Genomic DNA, 17973 nt, shown 5'->3' on the forward strand with positions numbered 1-17973 from the left:
CCGCACGATGAAACCGGCTTCGCGTCGCGCCTCCCCCGCTGCCCACGGCAGCGTGCTGGCCGCCGTCGCACTGCTCGCCGGATGTGCGGTCGGACCGGATTTCCGCGCGCCTGACCCGCCGGCCACGCCGCAGTACACGCGCGATGCGGCGCCCACGACCACGGTGGCCGCCGGCAGCCCGGCCGGCGACGCGCAGACGTTCGAGCCGTCCGCACACACGCTGCAACGCTGGTGGACGGCGTTCGGCTCCGATCCGCTGGACCGCCTCGTCGATACCGCATGGCACAACAGCCCGACGCTCGCCGAGGCCCGCGCGCGGCTCGACGAGGCGCGGCAGAACCATGTGGCCCAGGCCGGCGCGACGATGCTGCCGCGCGTCGACGCAAACCTGTCTGCCACGCGCGAGCAGGTCGACATCGCCGCGTTCGGGCTGCCCGCGAGCGTGCCGAATCCCGGGCCATTCACGCTGTATGACGCATCGGTGAACGTATCGTACGCACTCGACGTGTTCGGCGGCGACCGCCGTGCACTCGAAGCGCTGCGTGCCCAGGTCGACTATCAGGCGTACACGCTCGATGCCGCTCGCCTGACACTCGCGGGCAACGTCGTCGCGACCGCGATCCTGCGCGCGTCGCTCGCGCAGCAGGTCGCGCTCACTCGGCAGCTCGTCGACGCGCAGGCGCGGCAATTGCGCATCGTCGAAGCGCGCTTCGCGGCGGGTGGCGTGTCGCGGGCCGACGTGCATGCACAGCGTGCGCTGCTCGCGCAAACACAGGCATCGTTGCCGCCGCTCGCGGCGCGCTACGCGCAGGCCGGCCACCGCCTCGCGATCCTGCTGGGCGCGCCGCCGTCCGGCGCCGTGCTGCCCGACCTCGCGCTCGACGCACTCGCGCTGCCGCGTACGCTGCCGGTCGCGCTGCCGTCGACACTCGCGCACGAACGGCCTGACATCCGCGCGGCGGAAGCCGTGCTGCACCAGGCGAGCGCGAACGTCGGCGTGGCCACGGCGAACCTGTATCCACGTTTTTCGATTTCGGCAGGAGTCGGGTCGGAGCGCACGCGCATCGTCGATATCGTGAGCGGGCTCAATGTGTGGAACGTCGGCCTGGGCCTGACGCAGCCGCTCTTTCACGGCGGCGAGTTGCGCGCGAGGAAACGCGCGGCCGAAGCGGCGTACGACGCAGCATTCGCGAGCTATCGGGAAACCGTGCTGCTGGCCCTTCAGCAGGTCGCCGACGCGATGCGCGCGGTCGAACACGATGCCGCCGAATTGCAGGCGAGGGACACCGCTGCGCAACAGGCAGCGGCGAGCAACGCGATTGCCGGCGACCGCTACGCGGCGGGCGGAATCAGCCTGATCGACCTGCTCGACACACAGCGACAGGCACTGCAGACCACGCTCGACCGGACGCGCGCGCAAGCCGACCGGCTTGCCGATACGGCGGCGCTGTTCCAGGCGCTGGCGGGAAACTGGGCGGATGATTCGCATCACTGACCGCGGGATGGCGCGAGCACGCGTCGTCGAACGCGCCTGACCGACAACCGCACCCACGCTACGCAGCCCGCACGTACCCACGAAAAAAAACCGGCCCGAAGGCCGGTTTTTTCATACCGCATGCCGTGAGCGGCGCTCGCGCGCCGCGCGACATCAGAAGCGGTGGATCATGCCGACACCGACAGCGATCTGGTTCTGCTTCGAACCTGCGCCCACGCCATCGCCGATCGACGTCGTTGCCGCAACGACGCCCAGCGTCGGGTTCCACGTCTTGCCGCTCGAGTGCTGGTAAGCCTCAAGCGCGTACAGACCCGTACGCTTCGACAGGCTGTAGTACTGCGACAGCGTGACCTGGTGGTACTTGGCTGCACTCGTGATGCCGTTCGACTGCGTTGCTGCCGTGTACGAGTAGCCTGCCGCGAAGTCCCACTGTGCCGCCGCCTTCCAGTGCAGCACGGCGCCTGCCGTGTTGAAGATCGCGGTGTTGCGGAACGACGAGCTGACGCCCGGGGTGTACTTGACGTTCGAGTACGATGCCGAAATATCCCATGCCGGCGTGAACTGGTAGCCAGCCGTCACGGCAATACGTTGCTGCGACTGTGCCGTCGCGTAGCCGTTGTTGATCGACGAAACGGCCGGCTGGTTGCCATCGCCCGAGGCCGTCAGGCCGTTCTGCACCGTCGAGTTCGCGCCCCACACACCGCCGCCGAGCGTCGAGTTGTTGACCTTCTGGTAGCCGACCGCGATGCCTGCCGGGCCGTTCAGGTACTGGACCGCCGCGCTCCACGTCGAGCCGCGGTTCGTGCTGCCCGCAACGCCGCCGAACGAGTAAGAACCGCCGACCGTGAAGCCGTAGAACTTCGGCGACATGTAGACGAGCGAGTTGTTCGCGCGGTAGCTGGTATCCAGCGAGTCGATATCGCCCGGGTGCGCGCCGTAGTAGCCGGTCAGCCAGGTCGTCGGGCTGTACGGCGACAGCAGCGTGTAGTACGCGGTGTACTGGCGGCCTGCCGTCAGCGTACCGTACGTCGGGTTGGTCATGCCGACCCATGCCTGACGCGTGAAGATGCCGCCCGAGAATTGCGACGTGCCGTTGGCCGTACTGAAGCCGGCTTCCAGCTGGAAGATCGCCTTCGTGCCGCCGCCGAGGTCTTCACTGCCCTTCAGGCCGAAACGGCTGCCTGCCCACACGCCGGTGGACATTTGCACCTTCGAGTGACCACCGGAGGTCGCGCCGACGCTCGACGAGTTGTTCTGGTAAGCGATACCGTTGTCGACGATACCGTACAGGGTGACGCTGCTCTGGGCGTGGGCTGCGGTAGCGGCTGCAAGACCCACTGCCGTCATGGCGAAAGCGACGCGCTTTTTCATTGATTCTCCGTCCTCAAAGAATGATTTCTTTTCTGGTGTGGTTTTATGACACATGTGCGAGTACATGCCGGCGCAATTCTGACGGATTACCAATTGTTTCCCAATACGCACAGTCGGTCATCGTATGATCGACGCAACGCGCGGGTTCACCAAACGGTTACATAACACCTTGAAACGCTTATGCAGCGGGCCTCTCCGGCATTTCACGGTGAAAACCCTAGCTTTACATTTTGACTGGCGCAACGCGACCGTCCGATGTCGTCAGACGCCTTCCGGTGAAATACATCTTACAAATGCGCAACCGCGACTGACTCCGCGACTGACTGTGCGATTCACGCCACGATTCACGCCGGCGGGCAGGATCGCTGACGTTCATGACACCCACATTTCGGAACGTGAAATCATGAAAACGTTTCAGCCGAAGCGGGAGATCGGGCGGGAGATCGGGCGGGAGCGGCCCGGCGAACGCGGGCCGAAAGAGGATGCCGGCGCGGCGCGCCGGCGACATTCAACGTGAGGCGGACTGCGCGATCCGTGCGTCGACCGCATCGATCAGCGTATTCATCCGCGCGCGGATTGCCGTGTTCGAACCGACGAGCGCGAGCGACGACGCCATGATCCGGTAGATCCGTTTTCTCGGCACCTTCGCCGGACTGGCCGGATCGAGCCACGCATCGTGCGCGGCCACCAGTTCGAGCGTTTCAAGGCCGATCATGATCGGCCACAGGCAGGCAAGCCGCAGCCGCACGAAGCGGCGCGGAATCGCGAGCGTATACAGGCACGCGTCGCGATACTGCGCGAGCGTCACGCGCAGCAGGTCGAACAGCACGCCGCGCGCGCGCGTCGACGCGGCGGGCGACATCAGGTCGGCGGCACTCAACCCGTGCGCGGCCAGCACGTCGTCCGGCAGGTAGCAGCGGCCGATGCGCAAGTCCTTCGCGCAGTCGCGCAGGATGTTGGTCATCTGCAGCGCCTTGCCGAAACGGATGCCCTTCTCGCGCATGTCGGGCAAGTCCCAGCCGCGGGCGGCCTTCGTGTGCGCGCCGGTCATGTCGGTCCAGAATTCGCCGACGCAGCCGGCGACCAGATACGTGTAGCGGTCGAGCAGATCGCGGGTGGGCAGCGATGCGACCTGTCCCGACTGCTCGTCGGGGAAAGTGCGCAGGTCGAACTCCATCCCCGACGTCAGCGTCGCGACGACCTTGCGGATCGAAGCGCTGTCCGCGGCCGGCTGCGCACGCAGCAATCCGAGCATCGGCTGCATCGACCCGAGCAGCACGTGCTCGTGCGAATCCGTCTGCATCCGCGTCACGTCCTCGAGTGAGCGCGACAGCGCTACGCCGTCGCCGAGCCGCTCGATCTCGTCGCGCAACCCGGTGAGCAGCGCCGCACGACGATCGGGCGCGACGAGCGCCGTGTCGGCGATCGTGTCGGCCGCGCGCGCCAGCAGATAGGCCAGGCCGACCGGGTCGCGCATGCCGTCCGGCAGCACGCGCAGTGTCAGGTAGAAGGAGCGGGAAACGTTCTTCAGCAGGTCGCCGAGCAGGTAGGCGGGATCGGTTTGAGTCGTCATGGATCGGTAAAAATCGGCCGGTGCGGGCCCCGAACGCCATGAGCGGCGGGCGTCCGCGCCGGCCCGCGAGTCGCCGCATCGTCGTGCACGGGCGGGTGCCGGCCCGGCGAGGCGATGCAAAAGTCCCGCAAGTTTAGTGCATCCGGCCCGCCGCCTGCCCTGCGACGGCCGGAATGCGCCCGATTCGGCCGCCATCGCCCGTCCATGCGATGCATTGCACGCGATGCCCGGCCGGATATGCGGCGACCGGGCGCGGCGAACGTCGTGTCGCGCGCCGGTTGCCGCGCCGTACTCAGATCACGCCGAAGTGGTGCGTGCCGTCCCGCTTCAGTTGATCGACCAGCCCGTATTCCCAGTCGAGATACGCCTGCATCGCGGCCGCCGCGTTGTCGGTGCCTTCGTACGGGCGACGGTAGCGGTCGACGCGCGGCGACGCCAGGCGCGTCTCGCCGTGTTCGAGCGGCAACCCTGCCTCGATCCACGCGGCCGTGCCGCCCGTCAGCACCGCGATTTCGGCGGAAGCCGGCAGCAGCGCGCGCGCATCGTCCGCCGCGAACCGCGCGAGCAGGCTCGAGCCGCACGTAAACACGTAGCGCTGCGCCGGCGGGATCGCGGCGAGCGCGGCGCGCAACTGCGCGCGCACGACGAACCACGCGCCGGGGATATGGCGCTTCACGTAATTCGCGCTGGTCGTCACGTCGACGATCGCGATCTCGCCTTCGGCCCCCTGCTTCAGCCAGCCCGCGAGCGTCGCGGGCGACACCTCGGCGGCCCGCGGCGTCGCCGGCACGTCGCGCGGCGGCTGGCCGCGCTCGGCGAACGCCGCCGTGCCGGCCGGTTCGACGACGCGCACGTCCCAGCCCATCTGCGCGAGCCACGATGCGCTCATGTCCGCGCGCACGCCGTCGTCGTCGGCGAGCACGATCCGCGCGCCGCGCACCGCCGCGTGGTGGTCGGTTTCCTGCACGAGCTGGCCGCCCGGCGTGCTGAGAAAACCCGGCAGATGGCCGGCCTCGTATTCCTCCGGCGTACGCACGTCGAAGCGGTACAGCGTGCGGCCCGGCTCGTCGAGCGCGGCGACGTCCGCGAGCGCGATGCGCGGCACGCCGGCGCGCTCGGCCACGGCGCGCGCGGCGCGGCGGGCTTCGTCGCGCTGCGTGGCATCGATGTCGTCCGGAAAACGTCGCGCGGCGCCGCGCTCGAGTGTCTGGCCGGCCAGCGTCCAGCCGATCGTGCCGTTGCGCAGCGCCGCGACCGGATTCGGCAATCCCGCGTTGATCAGCGACTGCGTGCCGATGATGCTGCGCGTGCGGCCCGCGCAGTTCACCACGACCTGCGTCCGCGGGTCCGGCGCGAGCGCGCGCACGCGCAGCACCAGTTCCGCGCCCGGCACGCTCGTCGACGTCGGAATGTTCATCGTCTGGTATTCGTCGAAGCGGCGCGCATCGACGATCACCACGTCGGCCTTCGCATCGATCAGCGCCTGCACTTCCTGCGCCGACAGCGACGGCGTGTGGCGCTCGGCCTCGACCCATTCGCCGAACGACTTGCTCGGGACGTTCACGTCGATGAACAGCTCGCCGCCCGCGGCGAGCCAGCCCGCGAGGCCGCCTTCGAGCACGCGCACGTCGGTATAGCCGAGCTGTGCGAGCTTCGCGGCCGCGCGCGGCGCGAGATCCTCGCCGTCGGCTTCGCCGTAGACGACGATCGATGTGTCGCGGCGCGGAATGCGCGTCCAGGCGTCGAGTTCGAGCTTCGACAGCGGGAAGTTCGCGGCCCACAGCGGATGGCCCTGCGCATACGGGTCTTCCTCGCGCACGTCGATCAGCGCGACCTCGTCGCGGGCCAGCAGGCGCGCGCGTACGTCCTGGTACGACGCGGCGGGAAAACGGGAAGTGGAATCAGCGGATTGCGTCACGATGTCTCTGTTGAATTCTGTTGAAGTCGGTGAAGAAAGCGACCGGAAAACGGATGAATCTTGCGGCTGCCGGCGCGCGCAACGGGCCGCGTCACGCGCATCCGGCAACGCGCATGCGCATCAGGCATTCGAATAGCCGGACACGAACGGCTTCACGGTGCCGTCGTCGAGGAACACCGCACGCTCGACCTTGCCGATATTCGCACCGTACACGTGGATGCTGATCGACACCTGGTCGGCGAACGCGTTGGTCACGCGATGAACGTCGCCGATGCGCGGCGACACAGCCTCGACCTCGCCGGGCCCAAGCCGCACCGCATCGCCCGCCGGCACCGGCTTGCCGGTCGAGTCGAACCGGTACGGCTGCGAAAACTCGCCGCCGCGCAGCATCCCGATCAGCCCCCACACCGTGTGGTTGTGGATCGGCGTCGTCTGGCCAGGCCCCCACACGAAGCTGACGACGGAGAACCGCTCGTCGGGATCGAGATGCAGCAGGTACTGGCGGTAGCGCTCGGGGTCCGGTTGCGCGAACGCGTCGGGCAGCCAGTCGTCGTGCGCGACGAGTGCGCCGAGCAGCGCACTGCCCTCGTCGAGGATGCGCGCCTCGTTCGCGCCGGACGCGAGCAACGCGCCCAGCCCGTCGACGAACGGACGCAGCGGTGTCTGATGCAACGAAAGCGTACTCATCGGCTGCCTCCTCGAATATGATGCCGAATATGATGGATCGTCATGATGCACCTGAAAGACCATGCAGAACAAACATGAAAATTAGCGATATCGATGCTTTTGCAGCGGTCGTGCGCTGTCAGACCCTGAGCCAGGCCGCAGCCGAACTCGGAATGACGCAGCCCGCGATCACGCGGCGCGTGCAGAATCTCGAGGAAGCGCTCGGCGTGACGCTGCTCGACCGCAACACGAAGCCGCCGCGCCCGACCGACATCGGGCTGCAGGTGTTCGAGCAGTGTCGCGCGATCCTGCGCGAAGTCGATGCGCTGCGCGAACTGACGGCCGGCCAGCGGCCGCCCGCCGGAGAATTCCGCGTCGGCCTCACGCAGGGGCTCGGCGAGCTGATGCTGCCCGGCCTGATCGCGCAGCTCGCCGAACCATGGCCCGCGCTCGCGACGCAGGTCACGACCGCCTGGGGCGGCATGCTCGTCGAGCGCGTCGCGCGCCGTGAACTCGACGCGGCGCTGGTATTCCTCGCACGCGAGATGGTGCTGCCGCCGCAGGTCGAAGGCATTCGGCTGCTGGCCACGCGGCTCGTCGCGGTCGGCCGCAAGGGCGACTGGCCGCGCCGCAGCTACCGGCTCGCGGATTGCCATGCGCGCGGCTGGGTACTCAATCCCGACGGCTGCGGCTTTCGGGCCGGCCTGCGCCGCGCGCTCGACGCGCAGGGGCTGCCGATGCCGGTCACGCTCGACACCCATGGCCGCGACCTGCAACTGCAGAGCGTCGCGAACGGATTCGGTATCGGGCTGATGCCGCTGCCGCTCGTCGAAGGCAGCCTGCTGCGCGATGCGCTCGACATCGTGCCGCTCGCCGATTTCAAACCGCAGATCGACCTGTGGCTGCTGCACCGGCAGGATGCCGCGCGCTTCACCGCGCCGCTCGCGGCCCTGGCCGCGCATGCGCGTACGGCGTTCGCACTGCCCGCGGATACGGCCGAGCACGACGAAGCCGCCTGAGCCGAACCAGCGGTGCCTGCACGGCGTCCTCCCGGTTGCGCCCACTGCAACACCGCCCCGCTCACGCATCGTTTCGACCGGATGCCGGCGCGTGGCGTGACGACTCTTCGGCCTCCGCGTTCGTCGCCGCGCGCCGCGCCGCCGCATCGAGCGCCGCACGCCCGGCCGCGACCGCAATCGCATCATCCTGCGGCGTATGCACGCGGCTGCACAGCACGTCGCGATAGTGGCGTTCGAGCGGATTGCGCCGGCTCAGCCCGTGATTGCCCGACAGCTTCAGCGCGTGCTCGACGACGCGGATCGCCTGTTCCGTCACGGTCCGCTTGACGAGCCCGCTCGTCGTCACCGACGGCGCGTCGCCCGCATCGGTGCGCGCGATGTGATCGTCGAGCAGCACGCGGTTCGCATGCAGCCAGCCTTCGATCTCGCCGACGGCCTCCTGCATGCGCGGCAGCGTCGCGAGCGGTGCACCGAGCCCGCTCGGCGCGCGGGTCGTCGCGAAATCGAGCAGCCAGTCGCGCGCTGCGCGCGCCACCGCGTCGTAAAGGCTGCCGAGCAGCGCGACCATCCACGCCTGCTGGTCGGCCTGCGCGTCGGCATCCGCGTGACTCGCGGCCGACACGGCCCATGCCTCCGGCGCGCGCACGTCCACCGCATGATCGGCGGGCAACGGCACGTCGTCGAACACCGCCTCGTGGCTGCCCGATGCGCGCAGGCCGAGGTGATCCCAGCTTTCGATCACACGGATCCGCGCGTCGTCCGCGCCACGCTCGCGCGGCACGAGGAACACGCCGACGCGCGGCTCGGGTTCGTCGGTGCGCGCCCACACGGCCAGCCAGCGCAGCGCCGGCATGCCGGTGCTGTACAGCTTGTGACCGGACAACCGCCAGCCGTCGCCGTCGCGACGCGCGATCGTTTCCGGCAAGCCGCCGCGCGATGGCGAGCCGAGCGCCGGCTCGACGCGCAATGCGTTGATCAGTGCGCCTTCGTCGACCGCGCTATCGAACACCGCCGCTCGCAGGCGCGCGGGCCAGCGGTTGTCGGCCCGGCCGAGCGCGCGATGCTGCAGATACGTCATCGTCAGCACCAATGCGGTGGCGGGATCGGCACGCCCGACGGCAGCCACGATCCGGCTCGCCTGCGCGAGCGTCGCGCCGGCGCCGCCATGCTCGCGCGGCACGACCTGGGCGATCAGCCCGGCGCGATGCAGCCGCGCGAAGTTCTCGTGCGGGAAGCGCCGTTCGGTGTCGTTGCGGGCAGCGTCCGCGGCGAGTTCGGGTGAAAGGCGCTCGAGCAGCGCGGCGACGCGCGCATCGTCGGCAGGCAGATGGCGCAGCGACGACTGCTGCGGAGGCGGCGAGGAGGCAGCAAGGCTGGCGGACATCGGTACGGATTCCCTCTGTAACGGCGTAATCGACTGGGTTGCGCAACGGCGGAGATCGACAGGCAGGTGGCGCGGCGGCGCTCGGCAGCGGATCCTTCGACCCGGCGTCGCCGATGCCCCGGCGTTCGGCAGCGCACCCCGATGGGCCGCGCCCCCCCGGGCGGCATCCCGATCCGATGCATACCCGCGCCGAAGCCGTCCGCGACACGCAGCCGCCACCCTCCCGATTCGATCGCGAGCCCACAGCGTATGCGCAACGCGCAAGCCCCCAAACCATGCAAATCTGATATTCAAATCGGGATTGATTATTTCCGTTCCGCATGATCGCGGCGGTAATCTGCGCTCCATTCCCGCCCCGGACGGCCGCCGCTGGCCGCGCCGGGCCGCCCCAGCACCGGAGACCCAGATGAGCGTCGAATTCATCGGCATGATCCAGAGCCAGAAGCAGTCGGAAATCCATCCGCCGTCCGGCCCCGTCGTCGACCCCGACTATGTCCGCGCGTTCGCCCGCGCACACGAAACAGCCGGTTTCGACCGGATCCTCGTTCCGCACCACTCGACCGGCCCGTCGGCCACGCTGACGATCGCGTTCGCGGCCGCCGCGACCGAACGCATCCACTTCATGCTCGCGCATCGTCCGGGCTTTACCGCGCCGACGCTCGCCGCGCGGCAGATCGCGACGCTCGACCAGTTCAGCCGGGGCCGGCTCGCCGTGCACTTCATCTCCGGCGGCTCGGACAGCGAACAGCAGCGCGACGGCGATTTCCTCGACCACGACGCGCGCTATGCGCGCACCGACGAATATCTCGGGATCCTGCGGCGCATCTGGACCGAAACGAAGCCGTTCGATCACGACGGCGCGCATTACCGTTTCACGCAGGGCTTTTCCGACGTGAAGCCGTTCCAGCAACCGCACGTGCCGATCTACTTCGGCGGCGCGTCGGAAGCGGCGCTCGAAGTGGCCGGCAAGCACGCGGACGTCTACGCGCTGTGGGGCGAATCGCTCGACCAGGTGCGCGATCTGACGACCCGCGTGCGCGCCGAAGCCGCGAAGCACGGCCGGCAAGTGCGCTTCTCCGTGTCGTTCCGCCCGATTCTCGCGGCAACCGAAGACGAAGCGTGGGCGCGTGCGCATCGAATCCTCGACGAAACGCGCCGGCTGCGCGAAGCGGCCGGGCTCGGCGCGGGCGGCCCGCAGCAGAGCGAAGGCGCGCGCCGCCTGCTCGCCGCGGCCGAACGCGGCTCGCGCGTCGACAAGCGGCTGTGGACCGAGATCGCGAAGCTCACCGGCGCGCGCTCGAATTCGACCGCGCTGGTCGGCACGCCCGAACAGGTTGCCGATGCGCTGCTCGACTACTACGACCTCGGCGTGACGACGTTCCTGATCCGCGGCTTCGACCCGCTCGACGATGCGATCGACTTCGGCCGCGAGCTGATTCCGCGCGTGCGCAGCGCCGTCGCCGCACGCGACGCCGCGCGTCGCGCAGCCTGACGCCTACGGAGACGCCCGCCATGTCCGCCGTCCTGTCTTCTTCCTCGCCCGTACGCACCGCGTCGGGCCTTGTGCTCGCCGACACGCCGCGCCAGCATTTCTGGTTCGAACCGTCCGAGCCGCGCGTCGACGTCGCCGCCGAGCGCCGCCATCGGCAGGAGCGGCTCGCGGCCGCATTCCGCCTGTTCGCACGCTTCGGCTTCGCATCGGGGCTCGCCGGCCACATCACCGCGCGCGATCCTGAATTGCCCGACCACTTCTGGGTCAACCCGCTCGGCGTGCATTTCTCGCAGATCAAGGTGTCGGACCTCCTGCTCGTCAATGCACGCGGCGAAACCGCGATCGGCAACCGGCCGCTGAACAAGGCCGCGTTCGCGATCCATGCGGCGATCCACGACGCGCATCCGCACATCGTCGCGGCCGCGCACACGCATTCGACCTACGGCAAGGCGTGGTCGACACTCGGCCGCACGCTCGATCCGCTGACGCAGGACGCATGCGTGTTCTACGAGGACCACGCACTGTTCGACGACTTCACGGGGATGGTGGTCGATACGAGCGAAGGCGCGCGGATCGCCGACGCACTCGCGAAATCCGACGGCACGACGCACAAGGGCGCGATCCTGAAAAACCACGGCATCCTGACGGCCGGCCCGACCGTGGAAGCCGCCGCGTGGTGGTACATCGCGCTCGACAACGCCGCGCATACGCAACTGCTCGCCGAAGCGGCCGGCACGCCGCAACCGATCGACCACGCCACCGCGCAGCACACGCATGGCCAGATCGGCGGCCCCGACGGCGCGCGGCATGCGTTCGACAGCCTGTTCGCGCGCGTCGTCGCCGACGAACCCGACCTGCTCGACTGAACACCCTCGCACGAAACCGGAACCGCAACCGGAGACCACACCATGACCGATACCACCGCATCCGCGCCGCCCGGCGCGCACGACGACAAACGCCGCCGGCTGCTGCGCGCGGCTGGCGCGGCCGCGCTCGCCGCGCCGGCGATCACGCTCGGCCGCAAGGCGTGGTCCGCGCCGCCGCTGAAGAAGCTCACGTTCGCGTGGAACCAGAACGCGTTCTGCCTGACGCCGATCGTCGTCGCGCAAGAGAACGGCTTCTTCGAGAAGAACGGGCTGAAGGTCGAGCTGATCAACTACAGCGGGTCGACCGACCAGTTGCTCGAATCGATCGCGACCGGCAAGGCCGACGCGGCGGTCGGGATGATCCACCGCTGGCTCAAGCCGCTCGAGGCCGGCTTCGACGTGAAGATCGTCGGCAGCTCGCACGGCGGCTGCGTGCGGCTGCTCGGTTCGAAGACGGCTGGCGTCACGACACTGCAGGCGCTGAAGGGCAAGACCGTCGGCGTCAGCGATCTTGCCGCGCCCGGCAAGCACTTCTTCTCGATCCTGCTCGCAAAGAACGGCATCGATCCCGAACGCGACATCACGTGGCGGCAGTATCCGGCCGACCTGCTCGGCGTCGCAGTCGACAAGGGCGAGATCCAGGCGATCGCCGACGGCGACCCGAACCTCTATCTGCTCGAGAAGCGCAGCAACGGCGCGTATACGGAACTCGCGACGAACCTGTCCGGCGAATACGCGCACAAGGTGTGCTGCGTGATCGGCGCGCGCGGCGACCTCGTGCGCAACGACCGGCCGGCCGCTGCCGCGCTCGCGCGCTCGATCGTGCAGGCCACCGAATACACGCACGACAACCCGAACGAAGCCGCGAAAGCGTTCGCGAAGTATTCGCCGAAGATCAGCCCGGACGACCTGCGCAAACTGTACGCGACGCTGACCTATACGCACCACCCGACCAACGTCGACCTGCAGCAGGAAATCGCGTTCTATGCGGACGATTTCCGCCGCATCAACGTGCTGAAGAAGAGTACGGACCCGCAGCGCTTCGCGCAGCAGGTCTATGCGAACGTGCTGGGGTGACGCGATGTCGACGATCGAACACGCCTCCACCGCACGCCCCGCGTCGGCACGGGACGGTGCCGCCACCGCTGCGCCGTCCCGTGCCGCGTGCACGGCCTGCGACGCCACGCTCGCGGCCGAAGCCCGCCGGGCCCGCACCTGGCCGACCGGCATCGTCGCGGCGCTCGCGTGGGCCGTGCTCGGCGCGCTCACGCAGCTGTGGCCGAACCGCATCGCCGGCTTCACCGAGTGGGCGTACACCGACACGTTCGGCACAGCCGCGTGGGCGATCGCCGCGCTGCTGCTCGTCGTCGCGACACTCGGCCATCGCGTGCCGGCCACGCGCGCACGGCTCGCCCGCGTGCGGCCGGCCGGCCCGTGGCTCGTCGCGCTGCCGCTCGTGCTCGCCGCGTGGGAAATCGTCACCGCGAAAACCGGCTGGCTGCCGACGCCGTTCTTCGCGCCGCCGCAGGCGCTGATCGAGGTGTACGTCGACGACTGGCCGCGCCTCGCCGGCAGCGCCGGCAATACGCTGAAGCTGCTCGCGCTCGGCTTTGCGTACGGCGTCGCGGTCGGGTTCGCGGTCGGCGTGTCGATCGGCTGGTCGCGCCGCATCGGTTACTGGGTGCATCCGGTGCTGCGCGTGCTCGGCCCCGTGCCGGCCACCGCGCTGCTGCCGCTCACGTTCTACTTTTTCCCGACCAGCTATTCGGCCGCCGCGTTCCTGATCGCGCTGGCGACCGGCTTCCCGGTCGCGGTGCTGACGTGGTCAGGCGTCGCGAGCGTGAACCGGCAGTACTACGACGTTGCGCGCACGCTCGGTGCGAACACGCGCTTCCTGGTGCTGCGCGTCGCGATTCCAGCCGCGCTGCCGCACGTGTTCGTCGGCATCTTCATGGGGCTGAGCGCGTCGTTCACGGTGCTGGTCGTCGCCGAGATGATGGGCGTCAAGTCGGGACTCGGCTGGTACCTGAGCTGGGCGCAGGGCTGGGCATCGTACGTGAACATGTATGCGGCGCTGATCGTGATGGCGCTGCTGTTTTCCGGGCTAATCGCGCTGCTGTTCGCGGTGCGCGACCGTGTGCTCGCGTGGCAGAAAGGAACCGTCAAATGGTAAGCGCCGCCGTTCTCGACTCGTCCGTTTCAGCGGCGCCCGCTGCGGCAGCGCCGCGCGGCGCGCGTATCGACATCCGTCATGTAAGCCATGCGTTCGACGGCCCCGGCGGCCCGCTGCCGGTGCTCGACGACGTCACGCTGTCGGTCGCGGCCGGTGAGTTCGTCGCGCTGCTGGGCCCGAGCGGCTGCGGGAAATCGACGCTGCTGCGGCTCGTCGCGGGCCTCGACGCCGCACGGCAAGGCACGATCGCGCAGGACGGCGCGCCGATCGAGCGGCCCGATCCGTCGCGCATCGTCGTGTTCCAGGATCCGACGCTGTACCCGTGGCGCCGCGTGCGCGCGAACGTCGCGCTCGGCCTCGAAGCACGCGGCGTGGCGCGCACCGCGCAACATCGCGTCGACGATGCGCTCGCGCGCGTCGGACTGCAGGAATTCTCGAACGTGTTTCCGCATCAGCTGTCGGGCGGGATGGCGCAGCGCGTCGCGCTCGCGCGTGCGCTCGTCAACGATCCGCGGCTGCTGATTCTCGACGAGCCGCTCGGCAAGCTCGACTCCCTGACGCGGCTCACGATGCAGGCCGAACTCACCGCGCTGTGGCAACGCGACGGATTTTCCGCGCTGCTGGTCACGCACGACGTCGAGGAAGCGCTGTTTCTCGCGCAACGCGTGATCGTGTTCGGGCCGCGTCCCGCACGGATCGTCGCGGAACTGCGCGTCGACCTGCCCTATCCACGCCATCGCGGCGACCCGCGCCTTGCCGAACTGCGCCACGAGGCGCTGCGGCATCTCGGACTCGATGCGAGCTGGTAAATGCGCGGTGTCGTTCACTGGCTGGCCGGTTCGCGGCGGCAAGGGCCGCGCCGATGAGCGCGCCGCCACTCGCCGACTGGGCGCTCGTATTCCTGCAACTGCTGTATCGCGTGCAGACCGCGCTGTCTCAGACGCTGCATGCGGCCGGCCTGACCGGCGACGCCGACGGACAAGCCGCGTGGCCGTGGACACACCGGATCGCGCTGGAAACGCTGCGCATCGACGCGGGGCTCACGCGGCAGCTCGCGTTCGCGGTGGCAGCGACCGCGCTCGCCGTCGTGCTCGGCGGCATCGCGATCGCGTCGCGCAAGCGGCGCGTGGCGTCGGCGGTCGCCGCGCTGGTCATCGCGTGGTTCGCGCCGTGGCCGCCGTCGTCACTCTGGCTCGCGCCCGCCGTGCCCACGAGCTTCCAGCGCAATCCCGCGCCCTTTTCCGTAGCCAACGTGATGCTCGGCGCGCATCTGTATGCGCAACGCTGCGCGGCCTGCCACGGCGCGGACGGCCGCGGCGAGGGGCCGCTCGCCACAACGCTCGCGCACTGGCCGCCGACCTTCGCCGGCACGCTGCTCGCGCGCCGGCTCGACGGCGAACTGTACTGGCGCGTGCGGCACGGCACGCGCGACGAACACGGCGCGCCGTCGATGCCTGGCTTTGCCGCGACGCTCGATCGCGCCGGCACCTGGGCCGTGCTCGACTACCTGAAAGCGCTGTCGGCCGGCAGCGGTGCGCAGGCCGAAGGCGCGTGGCCCCTGCCCGTCCCGCTGCCGGCGCTCGACGTGCGCTGCGGCAACGCCGCGCCGCAACCGCTCGACCGCTGGCGCGGAGGCCAGCGCGTGCGCATCGTCGCGCTCGCGCCGAACGGCACGCCGCCAGCGGAAGACCCGCGCTGGCAGACGCTGCTTGTCACCGACGGCGCGACGCCGACGCCCGCGCCATGGGCCGACGGCTCGCGGGCGAACTGCGTCGCGTCGACGCCCGGCGCATGGCAAGCGTTCGCGACGATCGCGGGCGTGACCCCCGATGCGCTCGGCGGCACGCAGTTGCTCGCCGACCGGCGCGGCTGGCTGCGCGCGCGTGCGTTGCCGGGCAGCGCGGGCTGGTCGGCCGGCGACCTGCTGTGCCGCTCCGATGCGGCCGCACGGCCGTCGACCGTCGCCGCGAACGCCGATCCGCTGACTGCCCTGTTGCTGCGCGTGGATGCCGAACCGGTGCGCGACGTGCAGGCCGGACTCCCTCATTGAATCCTGTACCGTTTCCGAACCGCTTCCGAATCATTTCCCCGACCGAACCTCACGATGAATCCGACCCGACGCCAGTTCCTCGCGCAAGCAAGCGCCCTCGCCTCCGTCGCCCTGGCTCCGGCCGCACTGCACGCGCAATCGGGCGCCCGGCCGCTGCTGCGCGCCGGCGACCAGAAAGGCGGACTGCGCGCGTTGCTCGAAGCGGCCGGCGAACTGAACGGGCTTGCATACGACATCGCGTGGACCGAGTTCCCGGCCGCCGCGCCGCTGGCCGAAGCGCTGAACGCGGCGGCCGTCGACTGCGGGCCGATCGGCGATGCACCGGTGATCTTCGCGCTCGCGTCCGGCGCACGCATCAAGGTGATCGGCGCGAGCCGTTCCGACCCGTACGGCACCGCCGTGCTCGTGCGGCCCGACGCGACACTCAAAGGCGCGGCCGACCTCAAAGGCAAGCGCATCGGCACCACACGCGGCTCGATCGGCCATTTCGTCACGCTGAAGGCGCTCGACGCGGCCGGGCTGCCGCCCGACGCCGTGTCGTTCCGCTTTCTGTCGCCGGCCGACACGATGCTTGCGCTCGCAACCGGATCGATCGACGCGTGGGCGACGTGGGAGCCATACACCGCGCTTGCCGAAACGAGCGGCCGCGCGCGCGTGCTGGTCAACGGTCGAGGGTTGTGGTCGGGCCTCAGCTACGTCGCGGCAACCGACGCGGCGATCGCGTCGAAGCGCGACGTGCTGCGCGATTTCGTGCAACGCGTCGTACGCGCGCAGGTCTGGTCGTACCGACACGTCGACGCGTATTCCGCGGCGCTTGCCCGCATCATCGGCATCCCGCCGGCCGCCGCGAAGCTGCAGTTCGAGCGCCGCAACACACGCTGGCAGGCGATCGACGCGACGGTGATCGCCGAGCAGCAGCGCACGGCCGACTTCTACCTGAAGGCCGGGCTGCTGCGCCAGCCGCTCGACGTGCGCACGACGTTCGACCTCGGTTTTCCGCTGGCGTGAGCGGCCGCCCGGCGGCGCGCAACCGCCCGAACGGCTTTCGCACGATCTGGCACAATCGCGATTCGACCCACCTCGCCTGTCCGCCAGCGTCATGCCAGCCATCTCCGAACTCTTCGTCTACCCGATCAAATCCTGCGCCGGCATCGCACTGTCGCGCTCGCAACTGCTCGAAACGGGCCTCGCATACGATCGCCACTGGCTGATCACGACCCCGGACGGGATGATGATCACGCAACGCACGCACCCGCGCCTCGCGCTGATCCGCACCGCGCTCGAAAGCGATGCGCTGGTGCTGAACGCGCCGGGCATGCCGGAGATCCGCACGCCGCTCGACGGCGATGCGACACCCGCGACGCCGAAGATGGCCGCGACCGTCTGGCGCGACACCGTCGACGCGATCGACACCGGTGCCGAAACGGCCGCGTGGTTCACCGAATTCCTCGGCATGCCGCTGAAGCTCGCGCGCTTCGGCGCCCACGCACGCCGCGGCTGCAACCGCAAATGGACCGGCGACATCGATACGCACACCCAGTTCGCGGACGGCTATCCGTTGCTCGTGATCGGCCAGTCGTCGCTCGACGACCTGAACGCGAAGCTCGCCGCGAAAGGTGCGCCGGCGATTCCGATGAACCGTTTCCGTCCGAACATCGTCGTGTCGGATCTCGAGGCATACGAAGAGGATTTCATCGAACATCTCGACGCCGACGGCGCGACGCCCGTGCGGCTGCGCCTCGTGAAGCTGTGCACGCGCTGCCCGATGCCGACGATCGACCAGGCGACCGGCGCACCGAACCCGGCGTGGCCGCACGAGCCGACCGACACGATGCAGGCCTATCGCGCGAACCCGAACTACGAAGACGCGCTGACGTTCGGCATCAACGCGATCGTCGTCGAAGGCGCGGGCGCATGGCTCGAGGTCGGGCAGACAGTCGAAGCGGAGATCGGCTTCGGCGATTGA

At 69.4% G+C, this 17973-nt stretch carries 15 protein-coding genes; 10 read left to right on the forward strand and 5 right to left on the reverse strand.

Annotated features, from left to right (window positions below):
• Positions 1–7 precede the first annotated feature (7 nt).
• Entirely contained in the window at positions 8–1495 is a 1488-nt protein-coding gene (locus DIE13_RS05005) for an efflux transporter outer membrane subunit (RefSeq protein ID WP_124826104.1), read from the forward strand.
• A gap of 153 nt (positions 1496–1648) precedes the next feature.
• Here DIE13_RS05005 and DIE13_RS05010 read toward each other — a convergent pair whose 3' ends face one another.
• The 4 genes from DIE13_RS05010 to DIE13_RS05025 form a co-directional block, all read right to left on the reverse strand.
• On the reverse strand, positions 1649–2866 hold the full coding sequence (locus DIE13_RS05010) for a porin (RefSeq protein WP_124826105.1): 1218 nt from the start codon (positions 2864–2866) through the stop codon (positions 1649–1651).
• A gap of 508 nt (positions 2867–3374) precedes the next feature.
• On the reverse strand, positions 3375–4439 hold the full coding sequence (locus tag DIE13_RS05015; RefSeq protein WP_124826106.1) for a phytoene/squalene synthase family protein: 1065 nt from the start codon (positions 4437–4439) through the stop codon (positions 3375–3377).
• A gap of 292 nt (positions 4440–4731) precedes the next feature.
• Positions 4732–6357 carry a rhodanese-related sulfurtransferase gene (locus DIE13_RS05020; protein WP_124826107.1) on the reverse strand — a complete coding sequence of 542 codons (1626 nt, stop codon included), beginning with the start codon at positions 6355–6357 and terminating at the stop codon, positions 4732–4734.
• A 120-nt stretch (positions 6358–6477) separates the two neighbouring features.
• Positions 6478–7044 (reverse strand): cysteine dioxygenase, encoded by a 567-nt coding sequence (locus tag DIE13_RS05025; RefSeq protein WP_124826108.1) that lies wholly within the window; start codon positions 7042–7044, stop codon positions 6478–6480.
• Positions 7045–7118: 74 nt separating this feature from the next.
• On the opposite strand from DIE13_RS05025, the gene DIE13_RS05030 reads away from it, so the two are divergent.
• Positions 7119–8042 (forward strand): LysR family transcriptional regulator, encoded by a 924-nt coding sequence (locus DIE13_RS05030; protein ID WP_124826109.1) that lies wholly within the window; start codon positions 7119–7121, stop codon positions 8040–8042.
• Between the two features lie 61 nt (positions 8043–8103).
• On the opposite strand, the gene DIE13_RS05035 is transcribed toward DIE13_RS05030, so the two are convergent.
• Positions 8104–9426: an acyl-CoA dehydrogenase family protein gene (locus DIE13_RS05035; RefSeq protein WP_124826110.1), complete on the reverse strand. Its 1323-nt coding sequence runs from the start codon at positions 9424–9426 to the stop codon at positions 8104–8106.
• A gap of 406 nt (positions 9427–9832) precedes the next feature.
• On the opposite strand from DIE13_RS05035, the gene DIE13_RS05040 reads away from it, so the two are divergent.
• The 8 genes from DIE13_RS05040 (at position 9833) to DIE13_RS05075 (ending at position 17973) form a co-directional block, all read left to right on the forward strand.
• Positions 9833–10918, forward strand: coding sequence for an LLM class flavin-dependent oxidoreductase (locus DIE13_RS05040; RefSeq protein WP_124826111.1), 1086 nt, complete (start codon positions 9833–9835; stop codon positions 10916–10918).
• A gap of 20 nt (positions 10919–10938) precedes the next feature.
• Positions 10939–11784 carry a class II aldolase/adducin family protein gene (locus tag DIE13_RS05045; protein WP_124826112.1) on the forward strand — a complete coding sequence of 282 codons (846 nt, stop codon included), beginning with the start codon at positions 10939–10941 and terminating at the stop codon, positions 11782–11784.
• Between the two features lie 42 nt (positions 11785–11826).
• Positions 11827–12861: an ABC transporter substrate-binding protein gene (locus tag DIE13_RS05050; protein WP_124826113.1), complete on the forward strand. Its 1035-nt coding sequence runs from the start codon at positions 11827–11829 to the stop codon at positions 12859–12861.
• Between the two features lie 4 nt (positions 12862–12865).
• Positions 12866–13957: an ABC transporter permease gene (locus DIE13_RS05055; RefSeq protein WP_124826114.1), complete on the forward strand. Its 1092-nt coding sequence runs from the start codon at positions 12866–12868 to the stop codon at positions 13955–13957.
• Positions 13951–14766: an ABC transporter ATP-binding protein gene (locus tag DIE13_RS05060; RefSeq protein ID WP_124826115.1), complete on the forward strand. Its 816-nt coding sequence runs from the start codon at positions 13951–13953 to the stop codon at positions 14764–14766. Before DIE13_RS05055 ends, DIE13_RS05060 begins: the two co-directional genes overlap by 7 nt.
• 53 nt (positions 14767–14819) lie before the next feature.
• Positions 14820–16007, forward strand: a complete 1188-nt coding sequence (locus tag DIE13_RS05065; RefSeq protein WP_124826116.1) for a cytochrome c — start codon at positions 14820–14822, stop codon at positions 16005–16007.
• Positions 16008–16061: 54 nt separating this feature from the next.
• The gene (locus DIE13_RS05070) at positions 16062–17015 is read left to right on the forward strand and encodes an ABC transporter substrate-binding protein (protein ID WP_124826117.1); all 954 of its coding nucleotides are present in this window, start codon (positions 16062–16064) and stop codon (positions 17013–17015) included.
• A 91-nt stretch (positions 17016–17106) separates the two neighbouring features.
• Positions 17107–17973, forward strand: coding sequence for an MOSC domain-containing protein (locus tag DIE13_RS05075; protein WP_124826118.1), 867 nt, complete (start codon positions 17107–17109; stop codon positions 17971–17973).

Origin of the sequence: Burkholderia sp. Bp9016 (genome assembly GCF_003857765.1) — a bacterium.
Classification (GTDB): Bacteria; Pseudomonadota; Gammaproteobacteria; order Burkholderiales; family Burkholderiaceae; genus Burkholderia.